The following is a 24,043-nucleotide window of genomic DNA, read 5'->3' on the forward strand; positions in this document are numbered from 1 at the left end:
CGTATGTGAGGGAGTCAAACCATGATGAATTTTGAAATGCTGGATACCAGCAGAAACGGCACCGTGATCAAGGTCGTGGGTGTCGGCGGCGCCGGCGGCAATGCCGTGGCGCACATGATCCGGTCGGGCGTGCAGGGGGTGGAATTCATCTGCGCGAATACCGATTCCCAGGCCCTGGCCACCAGCGAGGCGCCGGTCCAGATCCGCCTGGGCCGCACCGGACTGGGCGCGGGCGCCAAGCCCGAGCAGGGCCGCGCCGCCGCCGAGACCGCCCGCGAGGAAATCCGCGCGGCGCTGAACGGCGCCCACATGGTGTTCATCACCGCCGGCATGGGCGGGGGCACCGGGACGGGGGCCGGCCCCGTGGTGGCCGAGGTCGCCAAGGAACTGGGCATCCTGACGGTGGGCGTGGTCACCAAGCCCTTCGTCTTCGAGGGCAGCAAGCGCATGCGCATGGCCGAAGAGGGCATCCGCGAACTGTCGCGCCATGTCCATTCGCTGGTGGTCGTGCTCAACGAGAACCTGTACGAACTGATGGACGAGGACGCCACGCAGGAGGATTGCTTTCGCGCGGCCGATGACGTGCTGCACAACGCCTGCGCCGGGATCGCCGAGATCATCAACGTCGAAGGCAACGTCAACGTCGACTTCGAGGACGTGAAGACCATCATGGGCGAGCAGGGCCAGGCCATGATGGGCACCGCCGTGGCTTCCGGCGCCGACCGCGCCCGCATCGCGGCCGAGCAGGCGATCGCCTGCCCGCTGCTCGAAGGCGTGGACCTGCACGGCGCACGCGGCGTCCTGGTGAACATCACCGCCAGCCGTTCGCTCAAGATGCGCGAGACCCGCGAGATCATGGACACGATCGGCAGCTACGCCTCGGCCGATGCCACCGTGATCTTCGGGACGGCCTACGACGAGTCGATGGGCGAGAACCTGCGCGTCACGGTGGTCGCCACCGGCCTGGGTTCCACCGCGGCCCGTCCGCAACTGGTGTCGAACAATGCCGAAGCCCAGCGTACCGGCACGGACAACATGCCGGTCGGTGGTGTCGGCCACGACTTCTCCGGTACCGACGTGCCGTCCGTGATCCGCAATCCGCGCAGCAATGCCTCGGCCCAGGTCCGGGCATTGGAGACCGCGGGCATGGATCACTTCGACATTCCGGCGTTCCTCCGCAAGCAGGCTGACTGACCCGGCCCGCTCAAGCGCATCACCTCACATCGCAGCTGCCGTACAGCAGTTCGCGGCGCCTGGCGCGTCTTCCCCTGCCCCTGGGGGAGGACGCGCCTTCGCTTTGTTTTGCTTGCACACGTGTCTGTCCTTGTTGCATCCGGCCATCGTGGAAAACCCGGATATTGGTTACAATGCCAGGGATCAGGCAATGCGGGGCACGCTTCGCAGGGCCGCTTTTACGCCAGTGAAGAATCCCATGCTCTTGCAGCGCACCATCAAACAATCCGTATCCACCACCGGGGTGGGGCTGCATTCCGGCCGTCGCGTGGAAATCACCCTGCGCCCTGCCGAGCCCAATACCGGCATCGTGTTCCATCGCGTGGACCTGCCCGAAATCGTGGATCTGCCCGCGCGCGCCGACGCCGTGGGCGATACCCGCATGGCATCCGTCCTGCAGCAGGGCTCCGTGCGCGTCTCCACCGTCGAACACCTGATGTCGGCCCTGGCCGGTCTGGGCGTGGACAACCTGCACGTCGATCTCGATGCCGAAGAAGTCCCCATCATGGATGGCAGCGCCGGCACGTTCGTCTATCTGTTGCGCAGCGCCGGCCTGCTGGAGCAGGCAGCGCCCAAGCATTTCCTGCGGGTGCTCAAGCCCGTCGAAGTCCGCGAAGGCGAAGGGCCGGGCGCCAAGTGGGCGCGGCTGGAACCCTACGACGGCTTTGCGCTGTCCTTCTCGATCGACTTCAAGCATCCCGCCATCGATTCCACGGCCAATGCCGCCGAAATCGACTTTGCCCGGGATTCCTACGTCAAGACCATCGCCCGCGCGCGCACCTTCGGCTTTGCCAGCGAAGTCGAGGCCCTGCGTTCGATGGGCCTGGCTCGCGGAGGCAGCCTGGACAACGCCATCGTGATGGACGAATACCGCGTCCTGAACGCCGACGGCCTGCGTTACGACGATGAATTCGTCAAGCACAAGATCCTCGATGCCATCGGGGACCTGTACCTGGCCGGCAAGCCGCTGGTGGCGCGTTATGTCGCCTGCAAGTCCGGCCATGGGCTGAACAACCAGCTGGTGCGCGCACTGCTGGCCCGGCAGGATTGCTGGGAACTGGTCAGCTACGAATCGCGCGACACCGCGCCCGCCGCCTTCACCCGCGACTGGCAGCTGGCCTGAGCGCGGTTTTCCTTCGCCGGCGTCGCCTGCGCGGTTCTTTCACGAACGGTGGTGGCGCAGCAGCCGGCCAATCGCGTCGGCCAACGGGCCTGGCGCAACCCGGCGCCCCAGATCTTCAAAGGATTTCAGGGCGTTTTCTCCCAGGGGCTCGGCTTCCCGCTGGGGCTTTTCCGTCCAGGTCCTGTCCATGGCGGCGTCGATCCGGACGACAATGCGTTCGATGGGCCAGCCGGCGTCCCGGATGCGGCTGGCGGCGGCTTCGGTCAGCTGGCGCAGCCGTGCCGCGTGCGCGGGGCCGGGAACCATTACGGTGATTTCAGGTCCATCGATGCGGGCGACCCGGATACGGCGCGCCAGGGCGGGCGGCAGCGTCCCCGCGAGCACGGCCTGTACGGCCAGCAGCTCGCGCACCGTGCGCATCATGGGCGCGCCCTGGGGGCTGCGGTCCAGCCATTCCAGGGCCGGGGTTCCGGATGATCGGTTCCGCCGGGGCGGCATCGCCATGGACATGAGGAATTTTGAGTGACGAAATCGAAACACACTGCTCGTGCAGCACTATGGCTGCATTCTAACGTGCGCGTCCTGAAGGGGTTGGGCATGATCGGCGCCCTGGCGCTGGCGGCCTGGGGCGGCGCACAGTGGCAGGCCTGGCGCACGCCGGCCCTGGAGCCCGGTCAGCGCGAGGCCATCGATTCGCGCCTGCGCCAGGATTCCGCGGCGTTGCAGGGCAGCATCGCGGGCCTGGCCGGCAAGCTGGGCGAATTGCAGGGCCGCGTGCTGGCCATGGAATCCGTGCGCGAGCGCGTCGCCCAGGCGGCCGGCCTGAACTACACGGCCCCGGAGCTCGTCCCCGGTGCCCATGCCGCCGCTGCGCCCGCCGGCCTGCCGGCAGGCGGCGATACGGACGACGAGGGCGATGCCCAGGTCATGGACGACATCCCGGCCCAGTCTCTGCCGGCCCCCGCGATCGGATCGGCCGAACTGCTGGGCAGGCACATCGACGCGCTGGGACGGCGCCTGGAAACCCAGGAGGATGCCTATGCCCTGGTGGACGCGGCCCTGTCCCGCCAGGCGGGATTCCAGGCCAGCCTGCCGACCCTGTCGCCGGTCGACTATCCCGCGCTCAGTTCATCGTTCGGCTGGCGCCGCAACCCCGTCAGCGGCCGCCACACCATGCACGAAGGCCTGGATTTCGTCGCGCCCCGCGGCACGCCGATCCGGGCGGCATCCGGCGGGCTGGTGACCCGGGCGGGCACCTGGCATGGCTATGGCAGGATGGTGGAGATCGACCATGGCAATGGCCTGCGCACCCGCTACGCCCATGCTTCCAGCGTGCTGGTGAAGGCGGGCGACATCGTGCGCCAGGGGCAGCTGATCGCGCGGGTGGGCAGCACCGGCCGGTCCACCGGGGCGCATCTGCACTTCGAGGTGCGGATGGCGGACTATCCCCTGGATCCGACCCTGTTCATCCAGGACGGGGCCCGCACCCGCCTGGCGCAGGACGCGGCCCGGGTGGCGCGGGCGGAGCCCGCCGCCGATGCGGGGGCTTCCGTGCTGCGTTAAACTGCAGCGTTCACTTGCGGCCGTCCTGTGGCGGCCGCGTCTCACAATCTTCCGGCGTCCGATCCTCCTTCGGGCCCGCAGCGACGACACGATATGGTTTCTCTGCTCAAAAAAATCATTGGCAGCCGCAACGACCGGCTGTTGAAGCAGTACCGCAAGCAGGTCGCGCAGATCAATGCGCTCGAACCCTCCATGCAGGCCCTGTCCGACGACGCGCTGAAGGCCAAGACCGACGAATTCCGCCAGCAGATCGCGGCGGGCAAGTCCCTGAATTCCCTGCTGCCCGAGGCCTTTGCCGTGGTGCGCGAGGCCAGCCGCCGCGTGTTCGGCATGCGTCACTTCGACGTCCAGATGCTGGGGGCGATCGCCCTGCACAACGGCAAGATCGCCGAAATGCGCACCGGCGAAGGCAAGACGCTGATGGCCACCCTGGCGGTCTACCTGAATGCGCTGCCGGGCCGCGGCGTCCACGTGGTCACGGTCAATGATTACCTGGCGCGCCGGGATGCCGAATGGATGGGCCGTCTCTACGGCTTCCTGGGCATGACGGTCGGCGTGGTGGTGCCGCAGCAGGACAACGCGGAAAAACGCGCCGCCTACCAGGCCGACATCACCTACGGCACGAACAACGAATACGGCTTCGACTACCTGCGCGACAACATGGAATTCCGTCCGGAAGACCGCCGTCAGCGCAGCCTGGCCTACGCCATCGTCGACGAGGTCGACTCGATCCTGATCGACGAGGCGCGCACGCCGCTGATCATCTCCGGCCAGGCCGAGGACAATACCGAGCTCTATGTCCGCATGAACGCGGTGCCGCCCCTGATGACGCGCATGACGGAAGAGCCCAAGCCCCACGAGCCCGAACCCGAGGGTGACTTCTGGGTGGACGAAAAGGCCCAGCAGGTGCACCTGTCGGAAGCCGGCCAGGTCAAGGCCGAGCAGATCATGTCCCGCCTGGGCATCCTGCCCGAGGGTGAGTCCCTGTACGATCCGCGCCACATCTCCCTGATGCACCACCTGCTGGTGGCCCTGCGGGCGCACAACCTGTTCCATCGCGACCAGCAGTACGTGGTCCAGGATGGCGAGGTCGTCATCGTCGACGAATTCACGGGCCGCCTGATGGCGGGCCGCCGCTGGTCAGACGGCCTGCACCAGGCGGTCGAGGCCAAGGAAGGCGTGCGCATCCAGAACGAGAACCAGACGCTGGCCTCGATCACCTTCCAGAACTATTTCCGCATGTACGACAAGCTGGCCGGCATGACGGGTACGGCGGACACCGAGGCCTACGAATTCCAGGAAATCTACGGCCTGGAGACGGTCATCATCCCGACCAACCGGCCGATGGCGCGCCAGGACCAGAACGACCAGGTCTTCAAGACCAACGAGGAAAAATACCGCGCGATCCTGGCCGACATCATCGACTGCCACAAGCGCGGCCAACCGGTGCTGGTGGGCACCACCAGCATCGAAAACTCCGAACTGCTGTCCAACGCGCTGAAGAAGGAAGGCCTGCCCCACGAGGTGCTGAACGCCAAGCAGCACGCGCGCGAAGCGGAAATCGTCGCCGAGGCCGGCAAGCCCGGCCACATCACGATCGCCACCAACATGGCCGGCCGGGGCACGGACATCGTGCTGGGCGGCAGCGTGGACAAGCAGATCGATCTGGTGCGCACCGATCCCAACTTGTCGCCCGAGGAAAAGGAAGCCCGCATCGCCACCATCCGCGCCGAATGGGCGCCGGCCAACGAGGCCGTCAAGAAGGCCGGCGGCCTGCGCATCATCGGCACCGAGCGGCACGAGTCTCGGCGTATCGACAACCAGTTGCGCGGCCGTGCCGGCCGCCAGGGCGATCCGGGTTCCTCGCGCTTCTACCTGTCGCTGGACGATTCGCTGATGCGGATCTTTGCCGGAGACCGGGTGCGCGCCATCATGGAACGCCTGCGGCTTCCCGAAGGCGAGCCCATCGAGGCGCGCATGGTGTCGCGCTCGATCGAATCGGCGCAGCGCAAGGTCGAGGGCCGCAACTTCGACATCCGCAAGCAGCTGCTGGAATACGACGACGTGGCCAACGACCAGCGCAAGGTGCTCTATGCCCAGCGCAACGAGGTCCTGGAAGCCGAATCGGTGGCCGATACGATCGCGAACCTGCGGGACGCGGAAATCACCGCGGTGTTCCGACGCTACGTGCCCGAAGAGACGATGGAAGAGCAATGGGACATCCCGGGCCTGCAGTCGTCCCTGGAATCCGATTGGGCGATCCAGCTGCCGCTGGCGGAGATGCTGGAAAAGGAATCCAACCTGACCGACGACGACCTGCTGGAACGGGTGCTGGCCGAAGCCAGGCGCCTGTACGAGGAAAAGATCGCCCTGGTCGGCGAAGCCGGCTGGCGGCCGTTCGAACGCTCGGTGCTGCTGCAGTCGCTGGACACGAACTGGCGGGCCCACCTGGCATCCCTGGATCACCTGCGCCAGGGCATCCATCTGCGCGGCTATGCGCAGGTGGACCCGAAGCAGGCCTACAAGCGCGAGGCGTTCACGCTGTTCTCGGACATGCTCGACCGCATCCGCAACGAAACGATCCGGGTGCTGATGACGGTGCGCATCCAGTCGCGAGAGCAGGTCGAGGTCGAAGAACCGGCATCGCCGGCGCTGGAAAACGTGCGCTACCACCATGCCGATTACGATGCGGCGCTGCGTGGCGAGGATCCGGGCCTGGATCAACCGCCGGCCGAACCCGGCCGCAAGGCGGCGACTCCGGCCGGCGCGGTGCCGCGCGTGGGGCGCAACGATCCCTGCCCGTGCGGCAGCGGCAAGAAGTACAAGCATTGCCACGGGCAACTGAAGTAAGGCTGCCGTGGAAAACTGAAAAGGCCGGACGCAACGTCCGGCCTTTTTCGTTTCAGGCGGGTGGGCGGCACGTCCGGGAGGGGCCGTGCGGTTGAGATGCCGCAAAAAAACTACAGCAAAAACACCGTTGCCAGCCCCAGGAACAAAAAGAACCCCAGCGAATCCGTCGCGAAAGTCAGCAGCACCGACGAACCCACGGCAGGGTCCTTGCCGAACCGGTCGCGCAGCAGCGGGATCAGCACGCCCAGCGCCGCGCCGATCAGCATGTTGCCGACCATGGCCGCCATCATCACCGCTGCGATCGCGTAGGAGTCCGAGATCACCCAGGCGAAGGTCGCCGCCACCAGGCTGCCGCAGGCGCCCACCAGGAACGTCACCTGCAGCTCGCGCTTGACCAGCTGCCAGATGTTGGCGCCCGTCACCCGGCCCGTCGCCATGGCGCGGATGATCATCGTCATGGTCTGGTTGCCCGAATTGCCGCCGATCCCGGCCACGATGGACATCAGGAAGGCCAGGATCACGATGTGGCTGACGGTGCCCTCGAAGCGCGAGGCGACCAGCGAGGCGATCGAGGCCGTGCACAGGTTCACCAGCAGCCAGGGGGCGCGGTTGCGCATCGCCGCCAGGACCGGGGCGAAGATGTCTTCTTCCTGCAGGCCGGCCCGGGACAGTTCCTGCTCCTGGGAATCTTCCTGCAGCACGTCCACCACTTCGTCGATGGTGACGCGGCCGATCAGGCGGCCCTGCTCGTCCACCACCGGGGCCGACACCAGGTCGTAGCGCTCGAAGGCGTTGGCGGCGTCGGTGTCGGGATCCATCGGGTTCAGGCTGAGGACATCGGGCTCCATGACCGCGTTGACCAGGGTGTCGGGCTCGCTCAGCAGCAGGCGCGACAGCGACAGGGTGCCGCGCAGCTGGTCGGCGCGGTCCACGACGAAGATCTGGTCGGTGTGGTCGGGCAGTTCGTGCAGCCGGCGCAGGTAGCGCAGCACGACTTCCAGCGTCACGTCCTCGCGCACCCGGACCATGTCGAAGTCCATGATGGCGCCGACGGTGTCTTCCGGATAGCCCATGGCGGCGACCAGCTGGGCGCGCTCGGCATCGGTCAGGCCCTTCTGGACCTCGGCGATCACGTCGGGGGGCAGGTCGGGCGCGAGATCGGCGATCTCGTCGGCATCCATGGTGCCCGTGGCCGCGATCAGGTCGTCGTGGTCCATGGACTCGATCAGCGATTCGCGGACCCAGTCCTCGACTTCCAGGAGCACGTCGGCGTCGTATTCCTGGCTGACCAGCTGCCAGACCGCCTGGCGCTGCTGTACCGGCAGGGATTCCAGGATGAAGGCGATGTCGGCCGGATGCAGCGCGTTGATGATCTGGCGGATCTCGTCTTCGTGCTGCCGCTGCAGCATGCCTTCGAGCAGATTCGAGCCGTCCTCGTCCTCGTCTTCGTGCTGGCGCTGGGCGAGCGCGTCCACGACCTCCTGGCGTTTCAGGATGGACTGCAGTTCCTGCAGCGCCAGCTGGGCGTCTTCCGGATCCAGGCGGCGCGGAATGACGACCGGGATGGCGGTGTCGGCGGCGACGGGTTGGTCGGCCATCGATGCGGGCTCCTCAGATCGGGGGCAGGGGACGGCTTTGGCGGTTCGCGTCGGTCGCGACGTAGGTCAGGGTGGCTTCCGTGACCTTGACGACCTCGGTCTCCAGGCGCTGGCGTTCGGCGTAGACCTCGACCGAGACCGTGATGGAGGTTCGTCCCGTGCGGATGATTTCGGCGTAGAAGCTGAGCAGATCGCCCACGAAGACCGGTTGCTTGAAGGTGAAGGCGTTGACGGCCACGGTGGCGACCCTTCCGCCCGCGCGCCGGGTGGCCGGGATCGAGCCGGCGATGTCCACCTGGGCCATGATCCAGCCCCCGAACACGTCGCCATGAATGTTGGCGTCGGACGGCTGGGGCATGACGCGCAGGGTGACCGGATGTTCGGTTGAGGGCAGGGCTGTGGACATGGCGACCTCGGTGTGGAGTGCCGGGCTCCGCGTCCGGACCGGACGGGGCGCGTGTCGGCAAAGCGCGTATTTTAACCGTTCGGCAGGCGGGGCCCGCCGCGGCGCACGGTATTTTTGCCGGTGGGCGGCAGATGCCTCAGGGGGCGGAGTCCAGGAAACGCCGGGCCAGCAGGACCCAGTAGGCGGCGCCCAGGGGGATGATGGCGTCGTTGAAGTCGTAGCTGCCGTTGTGCAGGGTGCATGGCCCCAGGCCGTGGCCCGCCGCCCGGTGATCGCCCGTGCCGTTGCCGATCCAGACGTAGCAACCGGGGCGGGCCTGCAGCATGAAGGCGAAGTCTTCGGCCCCCATGGACGGCCGGACCTGGGTGTCGACCTTGTCGGCGCCCACCAGCTCGGTCAGCACCTGGGCGCAGAGGGCGGCCGGCCCGGGGTGGTTGACGGTGGCCGGGTATTCGCGATGGAAATCGAAGTCGGCCTCGCAGCGCAGCGCCTGGGCAAGCGGCCCGGACAGGTCGCGCATGCGGGTCTCGATCAGGTCCAGCGTGTCGTTGGACAGCGTGCGCACCGTGCCGCGCATGACGGCCTGGTCGGGGATGACGTTGTCGGCCGAGCCGGCATGGATCTGGGTCACGCTGATGACGCCGGATTCCAGCGGATCGAGGTCGCGGGTCAGGATGGTCTGGAACGCCAGGGTGAGCTGGGCGGCGGCGACCACCGGGTCGACGCCCAGGTGGGGCATGGCGCCGTGTGCGCCGCGTCCCCGCAGCGTGATCTCGAACGTGCTGCTGGACGCCATGATGGGCCCGTCGGTGAGGCCGAACGTGCCGGCGGGCAGGCCGGGCCAGTTGTGCATCCCGAATACCGCGTCCATGGGGAACTGCTCGAACAGGCCATCCTCGATCATGCGGCGGGCGCCGCCCCCCGCTTCCTCGGCCGGTTGGAAGATCACGTGCACCGTGCCGTCGAAGTCGCGCTGGCCGGCCAGGTAGCGGGCGGCAGCCAGCAGCATGGCGGTGTGGCCGTCGTGGCCGCAGGCATGCATGGCGCCGGGGTTGCGGCTGGCGTGCGGAAAGGTGTTGGTTTCCGGCATGGGCAGGGCGTCCATGTCGGCCCGCAGACCCACGGACCGGCCCGGCCCGCGCCCCGTGATGCGGCCGACCACCCCCGTTTCACCCAGGCCGCGGTGGACTTCCACGCCCCAGGAATCCAGCAGGCGCGCCACGGTGTCGGCCGTGCGGACTTCCTGGAAGGCGAGCTCGGGCCAGGCGTGGATGGCGCGCCGGATGTCGGTCAGGTCGGGCAGCCAGCTGCCCAGGGTGTCGAGGAGCTGTCGTGTCATGTGTGTCGGTTGATCAGGCCGTCCAGCATGCCGGCGATGTGCGGATTGGCCGCATAGACGTAGCCGCCTTCGGGCCAGGGTTCCTGGTGGCGGATGTCTTCGCAGACCCCGCCCGCCGCGCGGACCAGCACCGTGCCGGCGGCCACGTCCCAGGGCGCCAGGCCCATTTCCCAGTAGCCATCGTAGCGCCCGCACGCCGTCCAGGCCAGGTCCAGGGCGGCCGAGCCCATGCGGCGGATGCCGCGGGTGGCGTGGGTGGCGTCGTGCAGGGTCGGCATGTAGCGGGATTCGAAGGAAAAATCGCGGAAGGGAAACCCGGTGGCCAGCACCGCCTGGTCCAGCGTCGGCGTGGACGAGCAGTGGATGCGGCGGCCATTGAGCCAGGCGCCCAGGCCGTGCAGCGAGGAGAACAGCTCTTCCCGGTTCGGGTCGTAGACCACGCCGATCAGCGGCGTGTCCCGGGGCAGCGGGTCGCGGCCATCGGGACGGCAGCCCGCGTGGCCGATCAGGGCGATCGAAACCGCGTAGTGGGGGATGCCGCTGAGGAAATTGGTGGTGCCGTCCAGCGGATCGATGCACCAGGTGGCCTGATCGCCCGGCTGGCCGCCGGATTCCTCGGCGATGATCCCGATGTCGGGCGTGCGGGCGCGCAGGATGTCGATGATCGCCTGCTCGGCCTCGCGGTCGGCCTGGGACACCAGATCGTTGCGCATCTTGTGGTCGATCACCAGATCCGCGCGGTGCAGGGCGTGGGTTTGTAGAATGGCGGCTGCAGCGTGCGCCGCCGTGACGGCGGCATCCAGGCAGTCTGCCGACAGGAAGTGCGAACTGGGCATGACGCGCTGATTCCCGTGATGAGCCCGCCAGGCCGCCAGCCGGCCCGCGTGGCGTGTTCATCCCATTGTACGTGACCATCGGACGAGTGTCCCCGCATGTCGGACTCCCATCAAATCCTGAAACCCGCCACCTGGCACGAGGACGCACAGGGGGTGCCGTTCAGCCCGGAATACGGCGATGTCTACCACGGCCAGGCCGGCGCCCTGCTGCAGGCGCGGCATGTGTTCCTGCAGGGCAATGGCCTGCCCGGGCGCTGGCGCGGCAGGGCGGCATTCACGATTGCCGAGACCGGCTTCGGCCTGGGCCACAATTTCCTGGCCGCCTGGCGGGCCTGGCTGGACGATCCCGGGCGCAGCGGGCGGCTGCATTATCTGGCGTTCGAGGCGCATCCCTTCGCGGCCCGGGACCTGCTGCGGGCCTGGCGCCGGCTGCCGGACGACTGCCAGGGCCTGGCGCGCGAACTGGCCGGGCGCTGGCCCGATCTGCTGCCGGGCGTCCATCGGCTGGAACTGCAGGGCGGCCGGGTCACGCTGACCCTGCTGTTCGGCGACATCCGCCGCCTGGCGCGTCAGGCGCAGGCGCGCGTCGATGCCTTCTTCCTGGACGGTTTCGCGCCCCGGGTCAATCCCGACATGTGGTCGCCCGCCGTCTTCGGCCAGTTGCGGCGCCTGGCCGTGGCCGGCGCCACGGCCGCCACCTGGTGCGCCGCGGGGCAGGTGCGGCGCGACCTGCGCGATGCCGGATTCCTGGTCGAGAAGGCGCCCGGCATCGCCGGAAAGCGCGACATGACGGTGGCCGTCCTGCGCCCCGGGCTGGGCGCCGAGCCGCCCGGGCCGGAGCGCCGCCGGGTGGCGGTGGTGGGTGGCGGCCTGGCCGGCGCCGGAATCGCCCAGGCCCTGGCGGTGCGAGGGCATGAAGTCGAGGTCTGGGACCCGCAGTGCGCGCTGGATGTCGATCCGTCCATGCGCCGCCGGGGCGCCGCCGCCCTGGTGCCGGCGCTCAGTCCGGACGACGACACGCGTTCGCGCCTGAGCCGCGTCGGCCTGGCCCGGGCGCGCGCCCGCTGGCTGGATCTGGACGAGGCAGCGCGGCCGCAGGCCTGCGGCGCACTGGTCTGCGCGCAGTCGGATGATCAGGCCGGCCTGCAGCGCCAGGCGCTGGCGCGTCTGGGGTTTCCGGAAAGCTGGGTGCGCTGGCTCGATCCCGCACAGGCGGGCCGGCAAGCCGGCGTCGGTGTGCCCTGGGGCGGTCTCTGGTTTCCCGAAGCGCTGCGGGTGTGTCCGGGCGAACTGATCGCCACCTTGCTGGGGCTGCCGGGCGTGATTCGCCGGCCCGTGGCCATCGGATCTCTGGCGCCGGCAGATGGCGGTGGCTGGCTGCTGCAGGATGCCGGCGGCGGGGAACTGGGGCGGGCGGACCAGGTCGTGCTGGCCAATGCGCTGCATGCGCGCACGCTGCTGTCGGGGGTGATGCCCATCGGGCACCTGCCGGTCCTGTCGGGCCTCGCGCCCCTGGCTGGCCAGGTCAGCCTGTATCCCGCAGAGGCTTCATCCGTGCCGCGTTGCGTCCTGTCGGGCCGCGGCTATTGCCTGCCGCCCCGGAACGGCTGGGGCGTGGCCGGCAGCACCTACCGCCCCGATGCGGACGAGGCCGTGGTGGACGAGGAAGGGCATCGGGACATCCTGGCGCGTGTCCGGGGGTGGGTCGAGGCGCGGGACATTCCCTGGCTGGGCGGCAGCGGTGTCGCGGGATGGGCGGGCTGGCGGGCCGCCACGCGCGATCACCTGCCCCTGATCGGCGCGGTGCCGGACAAGGCTGGCCTGTGGCTGGCCTGCGCCTATGGATCGCGCGGCCTGAGCTGGTCGGCCCTGGCGGGCGACCTGATCGGCGCGTGGCTCGATGGCGAGCCCGTGCCGGTGGAACGCGAACTGGCCCGGCGCATCGGCGTGCGCTGAGCCCGGGCGGGAAATCCTGCGCCGGGATTTTATTTTATGGCGCAAATCCGTCAGAATAACGTCTTTTGCAAGGTTGCAAGGGAGCGCCTGGACAATCTGAGCCGAGCCGCCCGAATCCGCGGATGCATGCGGCGCGAGGACTTGTCCAGAAGCTCCCACAGCGGGTAAAGAGCCCAGAGGATCACGCTGTGTCGCCCACCATCGAATTGGCGGACCAAGTTTTCGAGACCGGCCCGGTCGTCATGACGCCCTCGTGCGTCGAATGGGCACTGCATGCCGACGAATGGCGCCTGCGGGTCGAGGCCCACGCGCCCGGCGTGTTCCGGCTGCGCTGCGGGCCGCGCGACTGGCTGGAGCCCGGCAAGCCGTCCCTGCGCGCGCAGCGCCAGGCCGACATGCTGCTGGCCCGCCAGGAACCTGTCGGCGAGATGGCGTGCCAGTCACTGGATGCGGGCCGCTGGCTGCTGGCTCAGGGCGACGCCAGCCTGGAGATCGGGGGTGGCGATGCCGGCCTGCGCTTGTTTCGCGGCGGCCAGTGCGTGGCCCGTGCCCACCTGCCGGTCCAACCCGCCGGCGACGGCGCCGAAGGCACCTGGACGATCGACTGGGCGCTGGAGCCCGGCGAAGGCCTGTACGGCCTGGGCGAAACCTCCGACAGCCTCGACCGCCGCGGCGCACTCCTGGTGTCCGATGTGCCCCGGGACCGCTGCCTGCCCCTGGCCTGGAGCCCGCGCGGCTGGGGTGCGTACCTGAATACGTTCGACCGCGTGGAACACGACCTGCGGACCGGCGGCGCCTACGCCGCCCGGGCGCGCGGCATGGGCCTGGACCTGTTCCTGTTCGTCGGCGACCCGTCCGAAATCCTCAACCAGTACACGGCGCTTACCGGCCGCGCCGGCCAGCCCAATCTCTGGCCCATGGGCGTCTGGCTGGACCAGGCGCCTGGCCAGTCGGCCGAATTCAGCCTGCAGCAAGTCCGCAGCCTGCGCGCCCAGGGCATGGGGCTCGATGCTCTGGTGCTGGCCGAGCCGGCCGTGCTGGGATTCCAGGAAGACAAGCCGGTCTTCGAGTGGTCCGGCCGGGTGTCCGACTGGCGCAGCCTGTCGGCGGCGGCAGCCGAACTCGACCTGCACCTGGCGGGATCCTGCATACCGGGCGTGCTGCACGGCACGCCGCTGTTCGAGGAATGGGCCGACCGGGGCTGGCTGCTGTGCGACGCCGAAGGCGACCCCTGGGTCTGTCCCGGCACGCCGGCTTCCGCCGGGCGGCCTTTCGGGCTGCTGGACCTGACGCACCGGGACACCGCCCGGCTATGGACCGAGCGCCACCTGCAGGCCGTGGAAGACGGGCTGGGCGCACCGGTCTGCCAGGCCCAGTTCGATCTGCCCGACGGGGTCGAGGCACGGGGCGGGGAAACCGGCGCGGTGTTGCGCTCCGCCTATCCCCACCTGGCGCGCCGCGCCTTGTTCGATGCCGTTGCCGGGCCGCGCACGCCCCAGGAAGGCGTCATGCTCAGCCGCGACCTGTTCCCCGGGGTGCAGCGCTTCGCCTGGCAGCAGGGGCCGTCCGTGAGCAACGACTGGGACGGCTACGCCGCCACGCTGCGTGCGGCCCTGTCGGTCGGCAACAGTGGCGTGGCGGTGCAGACCCACCGCCTAGGCGACGCCGGCCGGCCGGCCGGCACCATGACGCCCGAGCTCTACCTGCGCTGGCTGGCGATGGGCGTGTTTTCCGCCAATTTCAGCTTCCAGGGGCTGCCGGCGCTGATGCCGGATGCCTTCGACGCCGATACGCGTGCGTTGGTCGCGCACTGGCTGCAATGGCGCTACCGACTGCTGCCCTATGTGGCCGGCATCATCGACGACGCCGTGCGCACCGGCCTGCCGGTGCAGCGGTCGATGGCCCAGGCCTATCCGGCCGATCCCGAGGCCCACGCCTGGGACACGCAGTACCTGCTGGGCCCGGCGCTGCTGGTTGCTCCCGTGATGCAGCCCGGCGGGGTGACCGAGGTCTATCTGCCCCGGGGCGATGCCTGGTGGGATCTGAACACGGGCTGGCGCTACGAAGGCGGCACCCGCTGGACGGTGCGTCCGGGCCTGGACACGCTGCCGGTGTTCGGCCGCGAGGGCCACATGCTGTGCCTGGGGCCCGCCGCCCAGCATACCGGTGAGATCAATTCGGCCCGGATCCTGGACGAGGTCTGGATGTTCGGCATGCCCGAACACAATCCGGTGGTCATGCGCAACAAGATCCGCGTCATGCAGATGCAGGGTTCCAGCTACATCAAGGGCCTGGAAGGCCTGCGCATCCTGCCGTCCGAAGGCCTGGAGGTCAAGCGCCGCGGGGCCGAGGTCAGGATTTCCAGGGCACGCTGATGCACAGCCCCGGGTCGAAATCCGGGTTCTCGTTCACCCCGTCGCGGCAGTAGCCGCGCGGATTGCAGACGACGCGGGCGCCATAGACCGCGTAGTCGAAGCTGTCGTGCGTGTGGCCGTGGATCCAGAGGTCGGCCCGGCTCAGCAGGCTGGCGCACTCGGACACGAACCCCGCGCTGATCAGCGATTCGGCAAAGCGCGGATGGACGCTGCGCATGTTGGGCGCATGGTGGGTGATCACCACCGTCGGCCCCGGGTGGGGGATGTCCAGCTGGGCGTCCAGCCAGTCGTATTGTTCGCGAAACAGCGCGGCGGCGTCCCGGGGCGTGAAACGCGTGCCGTCGCCATTGCCGATGACCTGGAAATCGCGCATGAATTCGGCGGTGCGTTCCATGGCCAGGTCGCGCAGCTCGGCCCCGAACAGCTCGAAATCCGTCCATAGCGTGGCGCCCAGGAAACGCACGCCGTCGATCACCAGCGCCTGCTGGTCCAGCAGCCGGATGCCGTGGGCTTGCGCCTGGTCTGCCAGTTCGGCGCGCACGGCGGGGATGAGACCGCCGTAGAACTCGTGGTTGCCCGGCACGTAAAGCACGGGGCGTGGGATTCGGCCGGCCCAGTCCATGGCCGCCTGGGGGCGGGCGATGTCGCCGGCGAGGATGGTGATGTCCGCCTCGACGTCGGGCAATTCCAGCCCCTGCCTGCTGAGGTGCAGGTCGGACAGGATGTGCAGCCGCAGGGGCGGGCGGGCGGAAGGGTTGGACATGGGACGGTCTCTCGCGATCTCCGGATACTTGACGCTATATTGATGCAATGTCAAAATAAAAGGCTTCGTGGGTCGTTAGCTCAGTCGGTAGAGCACCGGACTTTTAATCCGTTGGTCGCGCGTTCGAGCCGCGCACGACCCACCAGAATTTCTCCCGCATTTTCATGCACATGGCGCCTCCCTTTCGGGAGGCGTGCTGTTTTCCGGGCCTGGCTGGGCCCCGGGCGGCCGCCCGCATGGGGACTGCGCCGTGCCTGTTCTCGTCATTGTGGGTCGGCGCCGCGGGTCCGTGAATCCGTATTTCCGCGCATTGGCCGGCGCCCCCCGCCGCGCTTCCCTGTCTTTTGCTTTTCTCCGGGCGGTGCCCGGGACGGCTCAGCCGCGAGCCTCCGGCGGGATGCCAAGCGCCGCCAGGACTGCGGCCCGGGTTGCCGCGCCGTCCGTTCCGGCCTGCACCATGTGCCAGCCCATGGGGCGGGCATGCCGCCGGATTTGCGCGAGGACGACATCCTCGGTGGCGTCGGACGGGTCGTTCCTGCGGCCGCGCACGCGCGCGACCAGCGTGTGCGGGTCGGCTTCCAGCCAGATGCCGTGAAAAGGCACGCCCGCTTCCGCGGCGCAGTGCCCGATGGCCCGGCGCTCTTCCTGCCGTGAGAACACGGCATCGGCAATGCATGCATGGCCCAGGGCGAGTGTGTGCCCGGCTTCCGCAACCAGGGTGGCGTAGACGCGGTCGGACGATTCCTGCGTGTAGCTGTCGGGAGGCAGGGGGATTTCGGGCGCAACGCCCGCGATGCGTTTGCGGATGCGGTCGCTGGACAGTATCCGGGCGCCCGGCGCCGCGCCCACATGGTGTGCGATGGCCGCGGCCACGGTGGATTTTCCCGAACCGCTCAGTCCGCCGATCGCCACCAGCCGCCCGGGAGCCGGGCGCAGGAGTTCCATGGCCAGGTCCAGGTATGCGCGGGCCTGGGGGATGAGATCCCGCCGCGCTGCATCCGGCTGGGCCGCCTGGGTGGAAAGGACCTGCGCCCGGATCGAGGCACGCAGCGCCATGAAGAACGGCAGCAGCGGCAGGCCTTCGGTGTCGCCGCTTTCGTCCATGTAGCGATTCATCACCCAGTTCGCCTCGGCCCGCAGGCCGGCCTGCCACAGGTCCATCAGCAGGAAGGCCAGGTCGTAGAGCACGTCGATCGTGGCGATCGATTCACTGAATTCAATGCAATCGAAGAGGGTCGGCTGGCCGTCCAGGAGACACAGGTTGCGCAGGTGCAGGTCGCCGTGGCAGCGGCGCACCCTGCCGCGGCGGGCTCGTTCGTCGAGCTGTGGAGCGTGCCGCCCCCAGGCCGAGCGCAGGGCGGCGCGCAGCGCTTCCACGGGCCGGGTGCCGAACGCGGGGGCCATGTCGGGGCATTGTTCGTTGAGCTCGAGCACTTCGAGCAGGCGCTGGGCACCGTCTTCGCCGGGAACGCGTTCGGCTTGCGCATGGAAAGCGGCGATCGTGCGGGCCAGTGCGGTCAGCAGCGGGCGGTCCAGGCGGCCGGCCTGCGCCAGCCGGGTGAACAGGGTGTCTTCGGCGAAGCGTCGCATCTCGACCGCAGCATCCACCAGTTCGCCCCGGCCGTCGAGCGCCAGCGCGCCGTCGGCTTCCCGGGTGATGCGCCGCGCGCCCAGGTACAGTGCCGGGGCCGTGCGCCGGTTGAGCGACACTTCGCGGCGGCAGGCCTCCAGGCGCAGTTCGGGGGTGGAAAAATCTAGGTAGGGCAGCCGGATCGCGCGTTTGAGCTTGTAGACCCGATCGCCGCCCAGCAGCAGGACGGAAATATGCGTCCGGATCGTTTCGGGGGCGCCTTCGCCGGAGGCGCGCAGACGCCCGGACAGGAAGGCAAGGACTTCGGACGGCTCGTCTTGCGGCATGCGGCCCCCTTGGAACAGGATGCGATGGGGATGCCTGGATTCTAGCCCGTCGTCGGTCCAGGGGGATTCTTCATAATTCCAGGTAATATGTTATCGGCATAATCTGTCAAATCCGCATGGTAAATTCCTGTTTCGCATCCTGTTGATCCGGGACGCCATCTTTTCATTGACCACGTATCTTGATCGATCTCGAGAACATTCGTAAGACGTACGAGTCCGCCGGCCGCGCGGTGAACGCCCTCGTCGACGTCAACCTGAACATCCGCGAAGGCGAAGTCTTCGGCATCATCGGGCGTTCGGGCGCGGGCAAGAGCACCCTGATCCGCATGCTCAACCTGCTGGAACGCCCCACCGAGGGCAGCGTGCGCGTGGATGGGCGCGACATCACGGCATTTTCCGACGCGCAGCTGCGCGAGTACCGGCGCTCGGTGGGCATGGTGTTCCAGCACTTCAACCTGCTGCGCTCGCGCACGGTAATGGACAACGTCTGCTTTCCGCTGCGTCTGTCGGGCATGCCGCGCGCCGACCGCGAGGCGCGCGCCCGCGAGGTCCTGAACCTGGTCGGCCTGTCCGACCAGGCACACAAGTATCCGGGCCAGCTGTCCGGCGGCCAGCAGCAGCGCGTGGGCATCGCGCGCGCGCTGGCCAGCAAGCCACGCCTGCTGTTGTGCGACGAGGCGACCTCGGCGCTGGATCCCGAAACCACCCAGTCCATCCTGCGCCTGCTGGGCGACATCAATCAGCGCCTGGGGCTCACGATCGTGCTGATCACGCACGGCATGGACGTGATCCGGGCGGTCTGCGACCGGGTGGCGGTCATCGAGGGCGGCCGCATCGTCGAGACCGGGCAGGTGCTCGAAGTGTTCCTGCATCCGCGGCACGACGCGACGCGCGCGCTGCTGTCCGAAAGCGGTCTGGACGGCGGCGAAGGCTGGCGGACCCTGGCGCAAGGGGTGGCGGGCCGCCTGCTGCGTCTCAGTTTCCGCGGCGACAGCACGGCCACTCCGCTGCTCAGCCGCCTGAGCCGAGACCTGGGCCTGGACCTGAGCATCCTGCAGGGCTCCGTGGGACGGATCAAGGACACGCCCTACGGCCAGCTGGTCGTGGCGGCCGAGGGTTCCGGCGCCGCCCTGGAAGCGCTTGCTCCGGCGCTGGACGCGGCGGGCGTCGATTACGAGGTATTGCGGCCATGATGGCGAATGTGGACTGGTGGATGATCGGCGAAGCCACGATCGACACCTTGCTGATGACGGGCTTTTCCCTGCTGTTCACCGTGTTGATCGGCCTGCCGGTGGGCGTGCTGCTGTTCCTGTCCAGCCCGGGGCAGGCCATGGACAATCGCATCGTGTACCAGACGGTCGCGTTCGTCGTGAACGTGCTGCGCTCGGTGCCGTTCCTGATCCTGCTGATCGTGATGATCCCGTTTTCCCGACTGGTGGTCGGGACGGCGCTGGGCGTGCAGGGCTCGATCCCGCCGCTGGTGGCCAGCGCGGCGCCGTTCTTCGCCCGGCTGGTGGAGAACGTGCTGCGCGAACTGGACCCGGGCGTTAGCGAAGCCTGCCGCGCCATGGGCGCCACATCCCGCCAGACGGTGCTGTGGGCGCTGCTGCCGGAAGCAACCACCGGCATCCTGGCGGCCATCGTGGTCACCGCCATCACCCTGGTCGGCTATTCCGCCATGTCGGGAGTGATCGGCGGCGGCGGCCTGGGCGACCTGGCGGTGCGCTACGGCTATCAGCGCTACCAGGGCGACGTCATGGCGGTCACGGTCGTGATCCTGGTGATCATGGTCCAGGTTTTCCAAGTGTTTGGCGACCGCTGGGTAGCCAGGCTCAACAGACGGTAGTTCCTAGATTCAGGAGATCTCTCATGTTCAAGAAATTCGCGCCGGTCCTGGCGCTGGCATTGCCCCTGGCCTTCGCCGCCCCGGCGCAGGCGGCCAAGCTGTCCGTGGCGGCCACTCCCGTGCCGCACGCCGAGCTGCTGGAATTCGTCAAGCCCGACCTGGCCAAGGAAGGCGTGGACCTGGACATCAAGGTGTTCACCGATTACGTCCAGCCGAACCTGCAGGTTTCCGACAAGCAGATCGACGTCAACTTCTTCCAGCACCAGCCCTACCTGGATTCCTTCAACAAGGAACACGACACCAAGCTGGTGTCGGTGGGCCTGGTCCATGTCGAGCCCTTCGGCGCCTACTCGCAGAAGATCAAGGACATCAAGGACCTGAAGGACGGCGCCCAGATCGCCATCCCGAACGATCCCTCGAACGGCGCGCGCGCCTTGCTGCTGCTGCAGAAGCAAGGCCTGATCAAGCTGAAGGATCCGGCCAACATCCTGGCGACCGCGCGTGACGTGACGGAAAACCCCAAGAACCTGAAGTTCCGCGAACTGGAAGCCGCCACGCTGCCGCGCGTGCTGCCCGACGTCGACGTGGCGCTGATCAACACCAACTATGCGCTGGAAGCCGGCCTGAACCCGGTCAAGGACGCCCTGTTCATCGAGGACAAGGACTCCCCCTACGCCAACATCGTGGTGACCCGCGCCGATCGCAAGGACGATCCCGCGATCCGCAAGCTGGTCGACGCCCTGCACACCGCCAAGGTCCGCGACTACATCCTGGAGCACTACAAGGGCGCCATCGTTCCCGCGTTCTGATGCCATGGCCCGGTCCCCGCGCGGCGGGGCGGGCGGATTCCCCTGCCAGACTTAGGGGATTTCCCGAGAATCCAGGCGCATGCCCGGGATTTCCGCGGTCCGGATCGCGGGAATCCCGGGCATTTCAGTTAAGATTCACAAGGACGCGGTAAATCGGCCGCAGCAGACGAATCCCACAAGGAGACCCTCACATGAAGCTGTCCAAGACCTTCAAGGCCGCCCTCGCCGGGCTGGCTCTTACCCTGGCACTGCCGATGACCCAGGCATCCGCAAAGGACCTGATCGTCGCGACCGACACGGCCTTCGTGCCCTTCGAGTTCAAGCAGGACGGCAAGTACACCGGCTTCGACATCCAGCTGTGGGAAGCCATCGCCAAGCAGGCCGGCCTGAAATACCGCCTGCAGCCGATGGATTTCAACGGCATCATCCCGGGCCTGCAGACGCGCAACGTGGACGTGGCCCTGGCCGGGATCACCATCCGCGAGGACCGCGCCAAGGTCATCGACTTCTCCGAGCCCTACTATGAGTCCGGCCTGGCGATCCTGGTTGCCAGCGACAGCCCCATCCAGACCGCGAAAGACCTGGAAGGCAAGACGGTCGCCGTGAAGATCGGCACCGCCACGGTGGACTACATGAAGTCCAACGTGCCGTCGGCCAAGCTCAAGCTCTTCCCGAACATCGACAACGCCTTCCTGGAGCTGGCCACCGGCCGCGTGGATGCCGTGGTGCACGATACGCCCAACGTCCAGTACTACGCCAAGACCGCCGGCAACGGCAAGGTCAAGGTCGTCGGTTCCCTCAAGAGCGGCGACTTCTACGGCATCGCCTTCCCCAAGGGCAGCGAACTGGTCGCCGTCGTCAACAAGGCCCTGGGCGAGCTGAAGTCCAACGGCACCTACGACAAGCTGTATGAAACCTGGTTCGGCAAGAAAGCCAGCGCCGTGAACTGAGCGCAAGCGGTCGATCCGACGGCGGCGGCCGGATGCATGCGTCCGGCCGCCGTTGCCGTTTTTCATGCGTCCGCCGTGCGGATGCCGAACTTCATGGAGAAAGGCCATGACTTTTGAATGGTCCGCCATCTGGGCAGCCTGGCCCGACCTGATGGCCGGTTCCTGGATGACGATCCAGATCACCCTGCTCGGCCTGGTCGGCGGCACGATCATCGGCGCCCTGTCCGGCGTCGTGGTGACGTACGTGCCGGTGCCCGTGACCCGCCGCACCCTGGGCTGGGGCATCGTGGTCCTGGTGGCTGCCGTGCTCCTGCTGCGGCTGGCGTCCTGGCTGGGCGACGGCCCCCTGGCCGGCGTGCCCGGCGAGGTCTGGTGGGGCCTGCGGCTGGTGGTGCTGGTCCTGCTGGCGTGGCGCTTCCTGTCCCGGATTCCGCTGGTGCTGTCCTTCCTGGCCCAGGTCTACATCCTGGTGATCCGGGGCACGCCGATCGTGGTCCAGGTCATGTTCATCTATTTTGCCCTGCCGCTGCTGGTGAGCCTGCGCATCGACGGCTTCACGGCCGCGACCGTGACGCTGATGATCAATTCGGGCGCCTATATCGCCGAGATCGTGCGCGCCGGCCTGCAGTCGGTGCCCAAGGGCCTGTACGAGGCGGGCCAGGCCATGGGCCTGCCGTTCCACAAGATCCTGGCCCGCATCATCGGGCCGGTGGCGCTGCGGCGCATGATCCCGACCATGGGCAACCAGTGCATCATCAGCCTCAAGGATTCGTCCCTGTTCATCGTGATCGGGGTGGCCGAGCTGACCCGCCAGGGCCAGGAAATCATTGCCGGCAATTTCCGCGCCGTGGAAATCTGGGGCGCGGTCGCGGTGATCTATCTGATCATGACGGGGTGCATCGCGCTGGCGCTGAAATTCATCGAACACAGGACGCGCATCGTATGAGCATCGTCGAATTCAAGAACGTCACCAAGCGCTTCGGCGACAACATCGTGCTCGACGGCATCGACCTGAGCATCGAGGCGGGCGAGGTCGTGGTCGTGGTCGGCCCGTCCGGGTCGGGCAAGTCCACGTTCCTGCGTTGCATCAACGTGCTGGAAACCATCCAGGGCGGGGACATCATCGTCAATGGCCACAGCGTCCTCGGGCCGCCGGCCCAGGTGCGCGAACTGCGCCGCGAGGCCGGCATGGTGTTCCAGCAGTTCAATCTGTTTCCCCAGCTGACCGCGCTCGAGAACGTCATGTTCGGCCCCATCCACACCCGCGGCACGCCCCGCGCCCAGGCCCGCGAGCAGGCGCTGGAGCTGCTGTCCAAGGTGGGGCTGGCCGAGCGTGCCGGCCATTATCCGGGCCAGTTGTCGGGCGGCCAGCAGCAGCGCGTGGCGATCGCCCGCGCGCTCGCCATCAAGCCGCTGCTGATGCTGTTCGACGAGCCGACCTCGGCGCTGGATCCTGAATTGCGCCACGAAGTCCTGAAGGTGATGCAGGACGTGGCCGAAGAGGGCATGACCATGATCGTGGTCACCCATGAAATGGAGTTCGCCCGCAAGGTGGGCAGCCGGCTGATCTTCATGGACGGCGGCAAGATCGCCGAGGACGGCGATCCCGCCACCCTGCTCAGCCAGCCCCCCAGCCAGCGGCTGAAGGACTTCCTGCAGCACGTGGCCTGATGCCGGATCCCCGGAACGGCCGGGGCTTCGGTCTCAGCGCGCGGCGGTGACGCGGAAGGTGCGCGTGGCGATGACCTTGTCGGACCCTTCGGGGATGACCTGGATGGTGATCTGGCGTGGGCGGAAGGCCTTGTTCGGCAGTTCGGCCCGGCCCTCGACGACGATGTAGCGGCCCATGTCCAGGGGCTGCTCGGCAAGGTCGACATAGGCGGTGTTGCCGTTGGGATACGTGCCCTGGGCGATCAGCTTGACCTGGCCGCGCAGGGCCGGGACTTCGGACTGGCCTTCAGGCAAGTCCTGGATCAGCAGGATGTGGTAATCCACCCCGCCGTCGTCGACGATCATGTCGGCGCCGCGGATCCCCGGCGTGGAGCCGCGCGGATCGGGGGGGATGGCCTGGATCAGGCTGGCGACGCCGGCCTGCATGTCGGCGGCCTGCTTGCGCAGTTGCTCGGCGCGGGCGGCCTGTTCCTGCTGGTCCTGCCGCGCCTGCTTGATCTGGACCTTGAGCTTTTCGGATTCGACGGACAGGCGCTGGTTTTCCAGGTTGGCCGTGTTCAGGTCCGTGCGCAGCTGTTCGGATTGCTCTACCGTGAGGCGCTGCGGCCCGTAGCTGCGCTGCAGGAACAGCACGCCTCCGGCACCCAGGATCGCGCCGGTGATCAGCAGCAGCAGCCAGCGGGGGATCCCGCGGCTGCGGCGGGTGTAGCCATAGGGCGTGGGCTTGAAGGTGGGGCGTTTGGGGCCAAGCGACATGACGAAATTCCTGGATTCCTTGATGCGTGCGTGGTGCGCCGCGTGCGGACGC

The 24,043-nt window shown here is 68.1% G+C and carries 20 protein-coding genes and 1 tRNA gene; 13 read left to right on the top strand and 8 right to left on the bottom strand.

All coding sequences use genetic code 11. The annotated features are described in order from the left end of the window. Nucleotides 1-21: 21 nt before the first annotated feature. A complete protein-coding gene (gene ftsZ, locus ABD022_RS00375; RefSeq protein ID WP_325125694.1) occupies nt 22-1,194 on the top strand; it encodes a cell division protein FtsZ in 1,173 nt (390 codons plus the stop codon). Between the two features lie 238 nt (nt 1,195-1,432). Then, nucleotides 1,433-2,356, top strand: coding sequence for a UDP-3-O-acyl-N-acetylglucosamine deacetylase (lpxC, locus tag ABD022_RS00380; protein ID WP_325125692.1), 924 nt, complete (start codon nt 1,433-1,435; stop codon nt 2,354-2,356). Nucleotides 2,357-2,395: 39 nt separating this feature from the next. Here lpxC and ABD022_RS00385 read toward each other — a convergent pair whose 3' ends face one another. After that, nucleotides 2,396-2,866 (bottom strand): DciA family protein, encoded by a 471-nt coding sequence (locus ABD022_RS00385; protein WP_343819503.1) that lies wholly within the window; start codon nt 2,864-2,866, stop codon nt 2,396-2,398. A gap of 12 nt (nt 2,867-2,878) precedes the next feature. Here ABD022_RS00385 and ABD022_RS00390 point away from each other — a divergent pair, with 12 nt between their 5' ends. Then, nucleotides 2,879-3,919 carry a M23 family metallopeptidase gene (locus ABD022_RS00390; RefSeq protein ID WP_343819505.1) on the top strand — a complete coding sequence of 347 codons (1,041 nt, stop codon included), beginning with the start codon at nt 2,879-2,881 and terminating at the stop codon, nt 3,917-3,919. Nucleotides 3,920-4,012: 93 nt separating this feature from the next. After that, a complete protein-coding gene (secA, locus tag ABD022_RS00395; protein ID WP_343819507.1) occupies nt 4,013-6,769 on the top strand; it encodes a preprotein translocase subunit SecA in 2,757 nt (918 codons plus the stop codon). Nucleotides 6,770-6,879: 110 nt separating this feature from the next. Here the strand turns inward: secA and mgtE are convergent, their stop codons facing one another. From mgtE to ABD022_RS00415, 4 genes are all read right to left on the bottom strand, one after another. Then, a complete protein-coding gene (gene mgtE, locus ABD022_RS00400) occupies nt 6,880-8,367 on the bottom strand; it encodes a magnesium transporter (protein ID WP_325125684.1) in 1,488 nt (495 codons plus the stop codon). A 13-nt stretch (nt 8,368-8,380) separates the two neighbouring features. Further along, nucleotides 8,381-8,773: an acyl-CoA thioesterase gene (locus ABD022_RS00405; protein ID WP_325125682.1), complete on the bottom strand. Its 393-nt coding sequence runs from the start codon at nt 8,771-8,773 to the stop codon at nt 8,381-8,383. A gap of 136 nt (nt 8,774-8,909) precedes the next feature. After that, nucleotides 8,910-10,112 carry a M20 aminoacylase family protein gene (locus ABD022_RS00410; RefSeq protein WP_325125680.1) on the bottom strand — a complete coding sequence of 401 codons (1,203 nt, stop codon included), beginning with the start codon at nt 10,110-10,112 and terminating at the stop codon, nt 8,910-8,912. Then, nucleotides 10,109-10,948, bottom strand: coding sequence for an inositol monophosphatase family protein (locus ABD022_RS00415; RefSeq protein WP_325125678.1), 840 nt, complete (start codon nt 10,946-10,948; stop codon nt 10,109-10,111). Before ABD022_RS00415 ends, ABD022_RS00410 begins: the two co-directional genes overlap by 4 nt. Nucleotides 10,949-11,044: 96 nt before the next feature. On the opposite strand from ABD022_RS00415, the gene mnmC reads away from it, so the two are divergent. Together mnmC and ABD022_RS00425 are read left to right on the top strand one after the other, a co-directional pair. Continuing rightward, complete coding sequence (mnmC, locus tag ABD022_RS00420; protein ID WP_325125673.1) at nt 11,045-12,904, top strand: bifunctional tRNA (5-methylaminomethyl-2-thiouridine)(34)-methyltransferase MnmC2/FAD-dependent 5-carboxymethylaminomethyl-2-thiouridine(34) oxidoreductase MnmC1; 1,860 nt, start codon at nt 11,045-11,047, stop codon at nt 12,902-12,904. 242 nt (nt 12,905-13,146) lie between these two features. Next, a complete protein-coding gene (locus tag ABD022_RS00425) occupies nt 13,147-15,279 on the top strand; it encodes a glycoside hydrolase family 31 protein (protein ID WP_325125756.1) in 2,133 nt (710 codons plus the stop codon). On the opposite strand, the gene ABD022_RS00430 is transcribed toward ABD022_RS00425, so the two are convergent. Continuing rightward, complete coding sequence (locus tag ABD022_RS00430) at nt 15,257-16,042, bottom strand: metallophosphoesterase (protein ID WP_325125671.1); 786 nt, start codon at nt 16,040-16,042, stop codon at nt 15,257-15,259. The two genes, ABD022_RS00425 and ABD022_RS00430, sit on opposite strands and share 23 nt — an antisense overlap. Nucleotides 16,043-16,111: 69 nt before the next feature. On the opposite strand from ABD022_RS00430, the gene ABD022_RS00435 reads away from it, so the two are divergent. Then, nucleotides 16,112-16,187: transfer RNA gene (locus tag ABD022_RS00435), tRNA-Lys, on the top strand. A 230-nt stretch (nt 16,188-16,417) separates the two neighbouring features. Here the strand turns inward: ABD022_RS00435 and ABD022_RS00440 are convergent. Further along, complete coding sequence (locus tag ABD022_RS00440) at nt 16,418-17,959, bottom strand: bifunctional aminoglycoside phosphotransferase/ATP-binding protein (protein WP_325125669.1); 1,542 nt, start codon at nt 17,957-17,959, stop codon at nt 16,418-16,420. Between the two features lie 179 nt (nt 17,960-18,138). Between ABD022_RS00440 and ABD022_RS00445 the strand changes: the two genes are divergently transcribed. From ABD022_RS00445 to glnQ, 6 genes are all read left to right on the top strand, one after another. After that, nucleotides 18,139-19,152, top strand: coding sequence for a methionine ABC transporter ATP-binding protein (locus ABD022_RS00445; protein ID WP_325125667.1), 1,014 nt, complete (start codon nt 18,139-18,141; stop codon nt 19,150-19,152). Continuing rightward, nucleotides 19,149-19,805, top strand: coding sequence for a methionine ABC transporter permease (locus ABD022_RS00450; RefSeq protein WP_325125665.1), 657 nt, complete (start codon nt 19,149-19,151; stop codon nt 19,803-19,805). The genes ABD022_RS00445 and ABD022_RS00450 overlap by 4 nt, the downstream gene beginning before the upstream one ends. A 23-nt stretch (nt 19,806-19,828) precedes the next feature. After that, nucleotides 19,829-20,614, top strand: coding sequence for a MetQ/NlpA family ABC transporter substrate-binding protein (locus tag ABD022_RS00455; RefSeq protein WP_325125663.1), 786 nt, complete (start codon nt 19,829-19,831; stop codon nt 20,612-20,614). A gap of 191 nt (nt 20,615-20,805) precedes the next feature. Then, a complete protein-coding gene (gene glnH, locus ABD022_RS00460; RefSeq protein ID WP_343819513.1) occupies nt 20,806-21,564 on the top strand; it encodes a glutamine ABC transporter substrate-binding protein GlnH in 759 nt (252 codons plus the stop codon). A gap of 106 nt (nt 21,565-21,670) precedes the next feature. Further along, nucleotides 21,671-22,510 carry an ABC transporter permease subunit gene (locus ABD022_RS00465; protein WP_325125659.1) on the top strand — a complete coding sequence of 280 codons (840 nt, stop codon included), beginning with the start codon at nt 21,671-21,673 and terminating at the stop codon, nt 22,508-22,510. Beyond that, nucleotides 22,507-23,235, top strand: a complete 729-nt coding sequence (gene glnQ, locus ABD022_RS00470) for a glutamine ABC transporter ATP-binding protein GlnQ (RefSeq protein ID WP_325125656.1) — start codon at nt 22,507-22,509, stop codon at nt 23,233-23,235. Before ABD022_RS00465 ends, glnQ begins: the two co-directional genes overlap by 4 nt. 33 nt (nt 23,236-23,268) lie before the next feature. On the opposite strand, the gene ABD022_RS00475 is transcribed toward glnQ, so the two are convergent. After that, the gene (locus ABD022_RS00475) at nt 23,269-23,991 is read right to left on the bottom strand and encodes a hypothetical protein (protein ID WP_325125655.1); all 723 of its coding nucleotides are present in this window, start codon (nt 23,989-23,991) and stop codon (nt 23,269-23,271) included. Nucleotides 23,992-24,043: the final 52 nt, after the last annotated feature.

Source organism: Castellaniella daejeonensis, from assembly GCF_039523555.1.
Taxonomy (GTDB): domain Bacteria; phylum Pseudomonadota; class Gammaproteobacteria; order Burkholderiales; family Burkholderiaceae_B; genus Castellaniella; species Castellaniella daejeonensis.